Raw genomic sequence first — 13,370 nt, 5'->3', positions numbered from 1 at the left:
CTGGCAGAGACTTTGACCATGCTGACGCTTTTAAAGATGTATCTTCTGCCGCCGGGCATCATTATCGTGGCGCTGTTGTTCGCCCTGGTTGTCGTGTGGTACTGGCGCCGGCGCTGGGGACGACGACTGGGCATCGCGGTTGTGCTGGTCTTCTGGGCACTGTCCACCTCACGTGTGGCCACCCTGCTGATGGACCCGCTTGAAACCTCCGTGCCCATCGCCACACAGACGCAATGGAAGCAAGCGCAGGCCATCGTGATTCTCAGCGGTGGGCGCCTGTTCGGACAATATCAGCTCAATGATTTTGACGACGTCACCCCGATGGCCATGCAGCGCCTGGCCGATGGGGCACGCATCAAGCGTGAGACGGACCTGCCGGTACTGATCGCCGGCGGCGGCGGGCGTCGCGGCACACGTCATCCGCCGGAAGCGGATCTCATGGCGTTTCGTTTTGAAAGCAGCTTTGGTTTGCCTACCCGCTGGCGCGAAGTGCAAAGCCATAATACGGAGCAGAACGCCCTCTATAGCGCCCGCATACTGCGCGAGCAAAATATCGACACCGTGATTCTGGTAACCAGTGCCTGGCACATGCCGCGCGCCAAGCGTGCCTTTGAAAATGAAGGCCTGACCGTTTTGGCTGCCCCTACCGGATTTACGGCGCGCGCAGGCTTTGGCCCACGCAGTTTCTCGCCGGACATGACCGCCCTGAGCAACAGCTACTGGGCCCTGCATGAATATATCGGCCTGCTGGTCGGAAGGTAGAAGGCGAGGTGTTCAGGGGTCGTCCCTGACAACGTGGGTGGCGCTTTAACGGGAGCGGGCGGGTACGGCTGATGTCAAACTGATCGAGCAGGCATCCTTTGTATGCTGATCACTCGTTCAGGAAAGCGACCATGTCCAATAACAATGACGCCAGCCTATCGAGCAGCGGGCTCTCCCGCTCTCCCCTGTCTGAACCCCTGTCACCGGAAAGACGCAAGGCGATGCATCAGGTGATCGTCGCCTCGGCGATCGGTAACTTCGTTGAATGGTTTGATTTTGCCACCTACGGCTTTCTCGCCATCATCATTGCCCAGCATTTTTTTCCTCCGGGCGAACCGGCACTTGCCCTGCTGCAGACCTTTGCCGTATTTGCCGTCTCCTTTGCCCTGCGTCCGATCGGTGGACTCTTTTTTGGCAAGCTCGGGGATCGCATCGGGCGCAAGCGTGTACTGGCCATTACCATCCTGATGATGGCCGGGGCGACCGCGCTGATCGGGGTATTGCCCACCTATGGTGCCATCGGTATCGCCGCACCAATGCTGCTGGCGCTGGCACGCTGCATTCAGGGATTTTCGGCCGGCGGCGAATATGCCGGGGCCTGCACCTATGTGCTGGAGCATGCGCCTACGCACCAGAAGGCGCGCTATGGCAGCCTGATTCCCGTCTCCACTTTCCTGGCCTTTGGCTGTGCGGCCGGGCTGACCCTACTGTTAAGCACGGTCATGTCGGACGGGACCATGCAGGCCTGGGGCTGGCGCATCCCGTTTTTGATCGCCGCACCACTGGGCCTGATCGGTTTGTACATGCGACTTCATCTGGAAGAGTCGCCCGCCTTCAAGGCCCTGCAGAAAGCACCCGAAACGCCCCATGCCACGCTCAGCGAAACCGTCAAAACACACGGCGCGACCATTGTGTGTCTCAGTGCGTTCATTTCCGCCACGGCGCTGTCGTTTTACATGTTCACGACCTATCTGGTGACCTACATGCAGGTCACGGGTAATGCCACACGTACCACGGCACTACTGGCCAGTCTCGGGGCGCTGGTATTCTCGGGGCTGCTGTGTCCGGTGATAGGACGACTGTCGGATCGCATCGGGCGTCGGAGCACCATACGCGGTGCCTGTCTGTGTCTGATGGTGGCGGTCTTTCCGGCCTACTATCTGGCCGGCAGTGGCGAGCTGCTGCCCGCCATGCTGGGCGCGTCGCTGTTGGCCGTTGGCGCTGTCATGTGTGGCGTGGTGACCGCTGTGCTGCTGGCCGAGCAGTTTCCGACACGCGTGCGCTATACCGCTTCAGCCCTTTGTTACAACGTGGCCTACACCATCTTTGGAGGTACGGCGCCATTGATCGCCACGTGGCTGATCACGCTGACCGGCCACTCTCTGGCGCCTGCGTTTTACCTGATCGCCATTGCCCTGTTGGCTTTCATTGGCGGTTCACGTCTGCCGGAATCTTCGCAGCGCGCGCTGGATGACAATGAGGCGAGCTGGCATGACCAGCCCGTCGGTTCTAACCAAAAGGCAGCAACCACCCCCTCCTGATCGATCAGGACCCCGCGCGCTGAAAATAGCGATGGCCACACTGGTGGCAGGGCTCAAGCAGCTGTCGATAGTGCAGGATGACAGGATGCTCGCAGTGAACGCAGGACATGCGGCCCGGTGCCACCACTTCACCTTCGGTATAATCAGCGCGCGCCACTTCGAGCTCTTCCTCAAAGCGCCTCTGATCCAGCGCGGTGCGATCGGCCACCGACAAAAGCCCCTGGCGCAAACGATCTGACAGCAGGCTCAGGTCGATCCCCAGAAAGCCTGCCAGGCTCTCCCCGCCACTGACCAGATAGCGTCGAAACTCGCTGACGTCACGTTCCACCCAGGCCCGCAGGATGGCCAGCTCATCAAGGGTAAACTCCTCGACTTCCGCCTCGAAGCTCAACGCCTCATCAAGCTCCTCCTGCATGCCTTCGCGGGACAGTGAGTCGCTGCGGCTGTTAAAGCGCGCCACGATACGTTCATAGGCCTCGGAAAGGCGCCCGGAACCGTGATCGGCAGAGGTCTCGCTCGAGGCATCATTTTGCGGGGTTGCAGGCGCGATATCGTTGTCTTCTGCGGGTTTGTCATGCTCAGCCATGGCCCTGCTCCTTGCGTGTGTGTTTGACGATGGAAACGTCGCGGCTCGGGCCTACCTGTCACTGGCCGAGTCGGGTATCCTTGATCACCACCAGCGGCCGAATCGATGTCGTCCTTTCAAGCATTGACGGCTCAGGGCGCGCTGTCCAGAACGATGTTGATCACATCATGACGTCGTTTCGCTGCCTCGACTATCGGTCATTCGGCCCGCATACATTTTCAGGGCGTCGCTGCCCAACGCCTAAGGCTTCAAGACGAACACGATGGACGCACAATACAATCCCTTCGAAATCGAACGCACCGCCCAGCAGTTCTGGGAAAAAAACCGCTGTTTCAAGGCGGTTGAAGATGCCACTCGCGAAAAGTATTACAGCCTGTGCATGTTTCCCTACCCCAGCGGCAAACTGCACATGGGGCATGTGCGTAATTACACCATCGGCGATGTCGTCTCCCGCTTTCAGCGCATGCAGGGTAAAAACGTCCTGCAACCGATGGGCTGGGACGCCTTTGGCATGCCGGCCGAAAACGCTGCGATCAAAAATCGCGTCGCACCCGGTGAATGGACCCATCAAAACATCGATTACATGCGCGACCAGCTCAAGGCACTGGGATTTGCCTATGACTGGGACCGCGAATTCGCGACCTGCGACAGCGACTACTACCGCTGGGAACAGTGGTTTTTTGCACGCCTGGTAGAAAAGGGTCTGGTCTACAAAAAGAACTCCACGGTCAACTGGGACCCGGTAGATCAGACGGTGCTGGCCAACGAGCAGGTGATCGATGGCCGTGGCTGGCGCTCGGGTGCGCTTGTCGAGCGTCGTGACATCCCGCTGTGGTTTTTGAAGATTACCGATTACGCCGAAGAGCTTCTGGCTGATCTTGAACACGTTGACTGGCCTGAACAGGTCAAGACCATGCAGCGTAACTGGATCGGCAAGTCACGCGGTCTGGAACTGAGCTTTGACGTGGCCAGCGACGGCCCCGCCCTGCCGGAAGGCAGCGAAGCGCTGACGGTGTTTACGACCCGCCCGGATACCCTGATGGGCGTAACCTATCTGGCCGTGGCCGCCGACCACCCTCTGGCAGACGCCGCCAGCGCTCACGTTGAGGGCATGACGGCCTTTCGTCAGGAGTGTCGCCAGGGCGGCACCTCGGAAGCCGACATGGCCACCATGGAGAAAAAGGGTCTGGCCACCGGTTTTGAAGCCATTCACCCCATCAGTGGCGATCGACTGCCGGTTTTCGTGGCCAACTTCGTTCTCATGGAGTACGGCACCGGCGCCGTCATGGCCGTGCCCGGGCATGACCAGCGTGACTGGGAGTTTGCCACCAAATACGATCTGCCAATCGTACCGGTCATTGCCAATGGCGAAGGCGAAGCCCCCGATCTCACCGAGGGCGCCTTTACCGAACATGGCACGCTGATCAACTCCGGCGACTATAACGGCCTTGATTTTGACGCTGCCTTTTCGAACATCTCCGCTCGCCTCGAGCAGGAAGGCCGCGGTGTTGTCAAAACCAATTTCCGCCTGCGTGACTGGGGCGTGGCCCGCCAGCGCTACTGGGGTGCACCGATCCCGGTCAAGTATGGCCCCGAAGGCCAGACTGTCCCGCTGACCGATGATGAGCTGCCGGTCGAACTGCCCCGTGAAGTCGAATTCGATGCCACAGGCTCGCCGCTGAAGAAAATGCCGTCCTTTTATGATCTGGGCGATGGCTGGGTTCGCGAAACCGATACCTTCGACACCTTCATGGAGTCGTCCTGGTATTACGCCCGTTTTTGCTGTGCCGACAACGATCAGGCCATGCTGGATGAGCGCGCCAACTACTGGCTGCCGGTGGACATCTACATCGGCGGGATTGAACACGCCATCCTCCACCTGCTCTATGCCCGCTTCTTCCACAAGCTGATGCGCGACTTCGGTCTGGTCGAAAGCGACGAACCCTTCAAGCGCCTGCTCACTCAGGGCATGGTGGTGGCTGAAACCTACTACCGCGAACTGCCAAACGGTGGCCGGGACTGGTTCAACCCGCTCGAAGTCACGGTAGAGCGCGACGAGCGCGGACGGCCACTGACCGCTCGCCTGATCGGCGACGGCGAACCGGTCACGCCCGGCGGCATCGAGAAGATGTCGAAGTCGAAAAACAACGGCGTCGATCCACAGTCCATGATCGATCGCTTTGGTGCCGACACCGTACGTCTTTTCATGATGTTTGCCGCACCGCCCGAGCAGTCGCTTGAGTGGTCAGATTCCGGCGTTGAAGGCGCTCATCGCTTTCTCAAGCGTCTCTGGCGCCAGGTCACCGACCATGTGGAGACCGGCGTGCCGGCCGCGCTGGAGACCGAAAGCCTTGATGATGATCAGCGCACGCTGCGGCGCAAGACGCATGAAACCATCGCCAAGGCCAGCGATGATATCGGCCGACGCATCACGTTCAACACCGCCATTGCCGCCGTCATGGAGCTTTCCAACGCGATCTCGCGCTTTGAAGATACCAGCCCGCAGGGACTGGCGGTCGTTCGCGAAGCGCTGGAAGCCTGCGTGCTGCTGCTTGCCCCCATTACACCGCACGCCATGCATGCACTCTGGCAGCATCTGGGTCATGACACCCCCGTCATCGATGCCCACTGGCCGCAGACCGACGAACAGGCCCTGACGCGTGACAGCGTTGAGCTGGCCGTTCAGGTCAATGGCAAGCTGCGGGCGCGCATCAGCATGTCCGCCAGCGCCGAACGTGATGATATCGAGCAGGCTGCCATGCAGGATGCCAACGTTGGCCGTCATATCGAAGGCAAGACGGTGCGCAAGGTGATCGTGGTGCCCGGCAAGCTGATCAATATCGTGGTCGGCTGAACCGACGCTTCCGGAACGTTTCCCGTCGTCATCCGGCGGGAAACAGGACAATACCCTCTGCGCTGCTGTCATGGCGTACAAGGAGTTCAAGGTGAAAAGACGCTCGTTTCTTGCAGGCCTGGCAGGCGCAGGCCTTGTCCTGACACTGGCCGGCTGTGGTTTTCAGCTGCGGGGCACGGGGCCCGGCAGCACGCTGACGCTCGGTGAGCTGGCGCTGGAAAGTGCCGGCGGCCCGACCAGTGCACTGACCCGCCAGGTCACCCAGGAGCTCAACAGCGCCGGGGTTACGCTCAACGACCAGGCCCCCCTGCGTCTTAACCTGAGCTCGGAAGAGTTTCAGGAACGCGAACTGACATTTGGTGAGGCCGGAACGCAGGAGCGTCAGCTGACGCTGACCGTGCCATGGTCGCTGCAACGGGTCGCTGACGGTGCCTATCTGGCCAGCCAGGAAAGTGTGGTTGTGTCGGGGACCTTCTATACCAGCAGTGATCAGCTGTTGACGCGCGACGACGCCCGCGAGGCATTGAAGGACGAGCTTCATCAGGAAGCGGCTCGCCGTCTGATTGACCGGCTGCAGACCTTTCAGCCTGACAGCACCGGGACCGTTCAACGTTCGACGGCACCATCATCCTGAAGGACCGGACTGAATGAGGGTCTACCCTGACAAGCTGTCCGAGCAGCTTGCACGCAAGCTTTCGCCCATCTATATCGTGGCTGGTGAAGAGCCGCTGCTGCATATGGAAGCCTGTGATGCCATCCGACATCGCGCCCGCGAAGCCGGTGTCGAGGAGCGTGAAATTCTGCAGGTGGAACAGGGGTTCGGCTGGCATCAGCTGATGGAAAGTGCCAATAACCTGTCGCTGTTTGCCACTTCCCGACTGATCGAGCTGCGACTGGGATCGCAGTCGCCCGGTCAGGAAGGTGCGCGTGCGCTGGAAGCCTACGCGCAGCAGGCCGACAGCAGCAGCGATATCCTGTTGATCAGCGCCGGACGCATGGAACGGCGCCTTTTGCAGAGCAAATGGTTCAAAACGCTTGAGGGCAAGGGCGTTCATGTGCCGGTGTGGCCCATCGATCATCAGCGACTGCACTTCTGGGTGCGTGACCGCGCCGGTCGCCACGGTCTGGATCTGGACCAGGAGGCGGCGCGACTGCTGGCCGAGCGCACCGAAGGCAATCTGCTGGCCGCCGATCAGGCACTGATTCGACTGGCGCTGGTGCACCCGGCCGGGGCGCGACTGAATGCGCAGGCCGTGGCTGCCGATACAGAAGACAGTGCCCGCTTTGATGTCTTTAACCTGACCGATGCCTGCCTGCGGGGTGAGCGTGACCGGGCAGTGCGAATCGTGTCGGGATTAAGAGAAGAAGGCATCGAGGCGCCCGTGGTGTTATGGGCACTGACTCGTGAGCTGCGTACGCTGCTCTCTGTTCGGCAACACATGGATCAGGGCCAGAGCCTTGAACATGCCTGCAAGGCGCAACGACCCATGATTCCGGAAAAGCGACGTCCCCAGTATCAGCAGGCCCTGAAGCGGCTGCCCCTGAAGCGACTTCACAAGCTGTTGCTGCTGTCACAGCGCATCGATCAGGCCATCAAGGGCGCCGCGCCCCTGCCGACCTGGGCAAGCCTTGCCGATCTTGCCCTGACGCTGGCCGGGGGCCGCGGCATGCTGGCCGAGATGGCGGACAGCTATCGTATTACCCTGCCCGGACGCGGATAAGCCCCATGACCAATGTGTCCAATCTTGTGCCTGCACGGCTGGAACGACTGTATCACTGGCTGCGCCGCTATTACTGGCTATGGCCGCTGATCAGTTTTGGCAGTGGCATCTTCAGCTTCTTTTTGATCAGTCGCCAGCAGAGCCTGGGCGCATGGCTGGCACTGGCGCTGATGCTGACCTGGCTTCTGCTGTCGCTTGAAAGCCTCTGGAGCTGGTGGCATCGCCACCGTGAACACTCCTCGTTGCCTCGGCTGCTGGCCACCTTTTGTGCCCAGCTGACCCACCAGGAAACCCTGTTTTTCTGTCTGCCCTTCTTTTTGATCACGACGGTCTGGGACAGCGGTCAGGCCATCTTTACCGGACTGCTGGTCGTCTGCGCCATCGTCTCCATCGTTGATCCACTTTATTTCAGTATTGCCGAAAAGCGGCGATGGCTCTATTTCAGCTACCACGCCCTGTGTGTATTTGCCGTACTGCTGGTGGTCGGCCCGCTGCTGCTGCGACTGTCCACCGGGACCAGTCTACTGCTGGCCGCCATCGTTTTTCCGCTGGTGGCGCTGCCCAGTCTGATCAGCATCCTGCGCCCTGACAACGCCTTGCGGTGGCTGGCACTGGTGGTTCTGGCCATCAGTATCAGCGGGGGCGCCTGGGCGCTTCGGACCTTTATTCCGCCGGCCACGCTCTGGATCGATGCCAGCGCCCTGTCACCTTCCTTTGATACCGCCGAGCGCGAGCCGCGGGGCAGCATGGTGCTGACCCCCGACAACCTTCGAGCCAAAGGGCTTTATGCCTTTACGGCTGTTCATGCCCCGCTGGGCCTCAACGAGCACATCCGCCATGTCTGGCGCCACGAAGGCAAAGTGGTAGACGAGATTGATCTGACCATTCAGGGCGGTCGGGATCAGGGCTATCGTGCCTGGTCACGCAAGCAGCACTTTGGAACCGATATTGCAGGAGACTGGCAGGTTGATGTGGTAACGGATGCCGGACAGCGGCTGGGCGTGATACGCTTTGAGGTGATCGACGATGTCGATCAGGCCCGCAAGGTCGATGGTCGTCTCGAAAGAACGCCTGGCATCGGCTGGCTGCGCAGGCATCAAAAGGATTGATCCCTGCCGTCCCGGACAAAAGTTAACCCGCATCGAGGCGCCGTCATTTGAACACCGGCGCCCGATCCATCATGACCAACGGACAACATGCACGAATCTCTCTGCCTCAAGGTTTCGCGTGTACCGCGGCTGTGGCGCGCCGTGATCGACAAGCGGCTCGCCCCTCTTGGCATGACACATACGCGCTGGGTCACGCTTTATCATCTATGGCGCTATGGAGATGGTCAGGCACAGTGTGATCTGGCGCGCACGATTGGTGTTGAAGCACCATCACTGGTGCGCACGCTGGACCAACTGGGTCAGCAGGGGCTGATCGAGCGTCGGCCGAGCGAAGAAGATCGTCGTACCAAGCTGGTGTATCTCACGACGCGAGCCACTCCTCTGCTTGAAGAGATCGAAAAGGCGGTCAACGATGCCCGCAGCGATATGCTCAAGGACATCAGCGAAGAAGACCTTGAACAGTTTGAGCGTGTCCTGACCCTGATCGAAAGCAACGGCAGCCACGAACTGGCACTGCAGGACAGCGAACCGTCGACCTGAGTCGATTTCTTCTGCTGGCACTTTTTTCTTCTGGCACTTCCGACCTCTTCCCTCCCTGTTCGTCAGCGGATAAATTAGGATCACGACGCTGACGAGGCATTGTCGACGGATCAAGCCATGAAGCCCTTCGCTTCGGAAAATGATGGGAGAACAGGAACATGAGCGAATTTTATCAGCACGTACTGGTCGCCGTTGACCTGACACGCGATTCAGGGCTGGTTCTGGCACGTGCCATACGTATTGCACGACGAAACCAGAATGCCAGGGTTTCCATCATGCACACGCTCGAACCGCTGGGCTTTGCCTACGGCGGCGATATTCCCATGGACCTTACCAGCATTCAGGATCAGCTGGATGGTCATGCCCGTGACCGGCTGGCCGAAATTGCCGATGCTCATGGCATTCCGCGCGAAGATCAGCATGTGGTAGTGGGCATGCCGGACGCCGAGATCCACCGCTTTGCCGGCGAGCGCGATGTCGATTTGATCGTGGTGGGCTCTCACGGCAGAACCGGGTTTGCGCTGCTGTTGGGGTCAACGTCTACCGGGGTCCTGCATGGTGCCAAGTGTGATGTTCTGGCCGTGCGCGTTGGCGCAGACGGTGAAGCCACCGAATAATGCCCACGTCATCCGTTGCGTAAAATCCGTTGAATAAAAAAGGGGCACCGTGAATAACGGTGCCCCTTTTTATTATGGCCGATCATTCTGTGGCTCAAAGCGCATCGCTTACAAAAGATGGCTTCTCATGCCTTCATGCCGGCTGCTCGGTCACTCACTGTCGCTTTCCAGTTCGAGCCAGCGCTCCATCGCCTGCTCCAGGGCCTGCTGGGCATTGCCATGATCGGCAAGCGTTGCGTCAATGGTGTCACTGTCCTGCTGATAGAAACTGGCCGACCCGATGGTCGCCTCCAGCTCGGCAATGCGGGTTTCAAGCGCCTCGATCTGCCCGGGAAGCTGCTCAAGCTCGCGCTGCAGCTTATAGCTGAGTTTCTTTTTGGCAGGTGCAGCAACGCTGCCCTTTTCTGGAGGCGGCGTCTTTGCGGTCGTGCCGTCACCGGTATTGGAGGCCCGCTCACGCATTTCTCCGGGCGCCGGCGGCAGCTTGCCCCCCTGTCGTACCCAGTCGGTATAGCCTCCGACATAATCCCGGATGACACCCTCGCCTTCAAAGGCCAGAACGCTGGTCACGACGTTGTCCATGAAGGCGCGGTCGTGACTGACCAGCAGCAGCGTGCCGTCAAAGTTGATCAACAACTCTTCCAGCAGCTCCAGGGTTTCCACGTCCAGGTCATTGGTCGGCTCATCAAGAACCAGAACATTGGCCGGCTGGGTAAACAGCTTGGCCAGCAGCAGGCGATTGGACTCTCCGCCTGACAGGGCACGAACAGGCTGGCGTGCACGATCGGGCGAGAACAGAAAGTCCTGCAGATAGCTCATGACGTGGCGATCACGCCCGTTGATGGTGACCTGATCCCGCCCGCCGGCCACGTTATCCAGCACGGTGGCCTCCATATCCAGCCCCGCTCGAAGCTGGTCAAAATAGGCCACCTTGAGATTGGTGCCTTCCCGAACACTGCCTTCCTGAGGCTCGAGCTGGCCCAGCAAAATCTTCAAAAGTGTTGTCTTGCCGGCCCCGTTACGGCCAATAAAGCCGATTCGGTCACCGCGCTGGATTTCGATGGACAGGTTGCGTACGACCCAGTCCTGTCCGAACCGGTGGCTGACGTTTTCAAGCTCCACCACGCGCTTGCCGCTGCGCTCGCCGCTATCGACGTTGATATTGGCATTGCCCTGGCGCTCACGACGCTCGGCCCGTTCACTGCGAAGCTTCTCGAGCGCGCGTACCCGGCCTTCGTTACGGGTTCGACGCGCCTTGACGCCCTGGCGAATCCAGCGCTCTTCGGCCGCCAGTTTCTTGTCAAACTCGTCGCGCTCGCGTGACTCGATCTCGAGCTCATGCTGTTTCTGTGCCTGATACGTTTCATGATCGCCCGAATAGCGTCCAAGACGGCCACGATCAAGCTCCAGAATGCCGGTGGCCAGCCGCTTGAGGAAGGCGCGGTCGTGGGTGATGAACAGTACTGAGCCGTTGAACTGTAAAAGCTGCTCTTCCAGCCACTGGATGGTATCCAGATCCAGATGGTTGGTCGGCTCATCAAGCAGCAGGACATCCGGATCCACCACCAGGGCGCGCGCCAGTGCCACGCGTCGCCGCCAGCCGCCCGACAGGCCTTCCATCATGGCCGTGGCCGGCAGCCCCAGACGGGTCAGTACCGTATCGATACGCTGGTGATAGGACCAGCCATCCCTTGCTTCGATGGCGGTCTGCAGAGTGGCCATGCGATCCATGTCGGGATCGTCAGACTCGATCAGATGCTGATACTGGCTCAGCAGCTCACCGGTTTCGGGCAGCCCTTCGGCGACCACATCAAAAATGGTGCGGCCCTCTGCCGGCGGAAGATGCTGTAGCAGCGTGCCGACCCGAAGCCCCGGCATCCGCCAGACATTGCCGCCATCCGGCAGGGCACGTCCCTCGATCAGAGACATCAGGGTGGACTTGCCGGTACCGTTGCGACCCACCAGCGCCAGACGCTCGCCCTTCTCCAGCACGAGGTCGGCGCCATCAAGCAGCACATGGGTGCCATAGGCCAGTTGAAGCTGTTCCAGTCGTAAAAGCGTCATGGAGCTCTACAAATTAGTGAAGGCGTATGCGAAGGCCTTATTGTACCTCATGCATCCGGGGAATGGCTGCCGGGCGATGGGACATCAATGAAGTGCCTGTCCTACAATGGCGACCGGAACCCTCATGACCCACGGAGACGGCATGCTGCCTGACGCTTTGTGCTTTCAATCCCCGGAACCCCTGATTGATATCGGTGCCAACTTGGCACATGAAAGCTTTCAAAAGGATCTGGACGCTGTACTCGAGCGCGCCGCCCGGGCCAACCTGACCGCGATGGTGCTGACCGGCACGGACCGCGCCAGTATTGAGGCCAGCGTCGAGCTGACGCAGCGGGAAAACCCGGTGGCGCTTTACGCCACGGCCGGGTTACACCCCCATCACGCCGGCGACTTCGACAGCTCGCTCAAACGCTTTATCGAGGATTTTCTCGACCACCCCCGCGTGCTGGCCGTGGGCGAGTGCGGCCTGGATTATCATCGCGATTTTTCGACGCCCGCCGATCAAAGGCGCGCCTTCGAGGCCCATCTGGAGATGGCGGCAAGAACCCAAAAGCCCCTGTTTCTACACGAGCGTGATGCCGGCAGCGATATGCTGGACATGCTCAGGCAGTGGCGCGATGAGATCGGGCCGGCAGTGCTCCATTGCTTCACGGGTGACAGGGACACGCTATATGGCTATCTGGACCTCGACCTGTATATCGGCCAGACAGGCTGGCTGTGCGACGAACGCCGCGGTGAGCATCTGCGCGAACTGGTTGTCGATATTCCCGGCAATCGGTTGATGATCGAGACCGATTGTCCCTATCTGCTGCCACGCAATCTGCCTGCCAAACTCAAGGGCAGACGCCACGAACCGGCGCTGCTGCCCTGGATTGCACGGGAAATTGCGCTTTGTCGGGGGGTCAGCGAGGCTGTCATTGCACGTGACACCACTGCCAACGCGCGTCGCTTCTTTAATATTCCCGACCCGGCATAATCGTTTTAGACGGTCTACTTCAGAACAGATCCTACGCCAGGACAAACCTACTTCAGGACACCATGGACATGCAGGACGATTACGAGTTTTCCGAGGCCGAAGGTCTGAATCTTCCCGGTTTCATCGCACTGGAAAGCGGGGAAGGTGATGTGCCGGTCGCCATTGCCTGGACGCTGCCGGATGGCGGGGTCAAACATACCCTGATCCAGCCCGATGAGACGTGGCTTGAAGACGATGTGGCAAGCTTGGGGGACTATCACGCCGATGAGCTTCTCACCATGGGCGTCAGTGTCAGCGACGTGATACGCGAGCTGGAGGCCGATTATCAGGGCAGCACGCTCTATAGTGCGAACCCCGAGCAGGACGAGGCGGCCCTGGCGCGTATTTTCGAGGTCATTGCAGGCACCATGTTCGTGTCCATTGTCGATGCCGGTACGCTCTATAGTGATCCGGAAGAGTGGCACCAGCAGCGCAGCGAGATGTTCAGTGAAATGGGGCTTGAGCCGGGACGTGCAGAGCATGATCTGGAGACGCTATTGAAGCTGCATGTTCGCTGGATGGATGACGACATGCTCGCCGACTGAGCCCGCCCTGCCGAAC

General features: G+C 60.0%; 12 protein-coding genes. 10 read left to right on the top strand and 2 right to left on the bottom strand.

Annotated elements, in window-relative coordinates; translation table 11 throughout:
* Positions 1–18: 18 nt before the first annotated feature.
* Together ACUN8C_RS05550 and ACUN8C_RS05545 are read left to right on the top strand one after the other, a co-directional pair.
* On the top strand, positions 19–762 hold the full coding sequence (locus ACUN8C_RS05550; RefSeq protein ID WP_445621275.1) for a YdcF family protein: 744 nt from the start codon (positions 19–21) through the stop codon (positions 760–762).
* 131 nt (positions 763–893) lie between these two features.
* Positions 894–2,303, top strand: coding sequence for an MFS transporter (locus ACUN8C_RS05545; RefSeq protein WP_445621274.1), 1,410 nt, complete (start codon positions 894–896; stop codon positions 2,301–2,303).
* A gap of 4 nt (positions 2,304–2,307) precedes the next feature.
* Here ACUN8C_RS05545 and ACUN8C_RS05540 read toward each other — a convergent pair whose 3' ends face one another.
* A complete protein-coding gene (locus ACUN8C_RS05540) occupies positions 2,308–2,889 on the bottom strand; it encodes a zinc ribbon-containing protein (RefSeq protein ID WP_445621273.1) in 582 nt (193 codons plus the stop codon).
* A gap of 262 nt (positions 2,890–3,151) precedes the next feature.
* Here ACUN8C_RS05540 and leuS point away from each other — a divergent pair, with 262 nt between their 5' ends.
* From leuS to ACUN8C_RS05510, 6 genes are all read left to right on the top strand, one after another.
* Positions 3,152–5,743, top strand: a complete 2,592-nt coding sequence (gene leuS, locus ACUN8C_RS05535) for a leucine--tRNA ligase (RefSeq protein ID WP_445621272.1) — start codon at positions 3,152–3,154, stop codon at positions 5,741–5,743.
* 91 nt (positions 5,744–5,834) lie between these two features.
* Positions 5,835–6,377, top strand: a complete 543-nt coding sequence (locus ACUN8C_RS05530; protein ID WP_445621271.1) for an LPS-assembly lipoprotein LptE — start codon at positions 5,835–5,837, stop codon at positions 6,375–6,377.
* Between the two features lie 13 nt (positions 6,378–6,390).
* Positions 6,391–7,464: a DNA polymerase III subunit delta gene (gene holA, locus ACUN8C_RS05525; protein ID WP_108843945.1), complete on the top strand. Its 1,074-nt coding sequence runs from the start codon at positions 6,391–6,393 to the stop codon at positions 7,462–7,464.
* Between the two features lie 5 nt (positions 7,465–7,469).
* Positions 7,470–8,573, top strand: coding sequence for a DUF5924 family protein (locus tag ACUN8C_RS05520; RefSeq protein WP_445621270.1), 1,104 nt, complete (start codon positions 7,470–7,472; stop codon positions 8,571–8,573).
* 87 nt (positions 8,574–8,660) lie between these two features.
* The gene (gene slyA / locus ACUN8C_RS05515) at positions 8,661–9,113 is read left to right on the top strand and encodes a transcriptional regulator SlyA (RefSeq protein WP_108843947.1); all 453 of its coding nucleotides are present in this window, start codon (positions 8,661–8,663) and stop codon (positions 9,111–9,113) included.
* Positions 9,114–9,271: 158 nt separating this feature from the next.
* Positions 9,272–9,730, top strand: coding sequence for a universal stress protein (locus ACUN8C_RS05510; protein ID WP_108843948.1), 459 nt, complete (start codon positions 9,272–9,274; stop codon positions 9,728–9,730).
* A gap of 150 nt (positions 9,731–9,880) precedes the next feature.
* Here ACUN8C_RS05510 and ACUN8C_RS05505 read toward each other — a convergent pair whose 3' ends face one another.
* Complete coding sequence (locus ACUN8C_RS05505; RefSeq protein ID WP_445621269.1) at positions 9,881–11,794, bottom strand: ATP-binding cassette domain-containing protein; 1,914 nt, start codon at positions 11,792–11,794, stop codon at positions 9,881–9,883.
* 124 nt (positions 11,795–11,918) lie between these two features.
* Here ACUN8C_RS05505 and ACUN8C_RS05500 point away from each other — a divergent pair, with 124 nt between their 5' ends.
* Positions 11,919–12,770 carry a TatD family hydrolase gene (locus ACUN8C_RS05500; protein WP_445621268.1) on the top strand — a complete coding sequence of 284 codons (852 nt, stop codon included), beginning with the start codon at positions 11,919–11,921 and terminating at the stop codon, positions 12,768–12,770.
* A gap of 68 nt (positions 12,771–12,838) precedes the next feature.
* Entirely contained in the window at positions 12,839–13,354 is a 516-nt protein-coding gene (locus ACUN8C_RS05495; protein WP_445621267.1) for a hypothetical protein, read from the top strand.
* The last annotated feature ends 16 nt before the right edge of the window (positions 13,355–13,370 follow it).

It is taken from the genome of Kushneria sp. Sum13 (assembly GCF_052692355.1).
The sequence above is the reverse complement of the archived record's forward strand: the minus strand, read 5'-3'. Positions and strand labels throughout refer to the sequence as shown.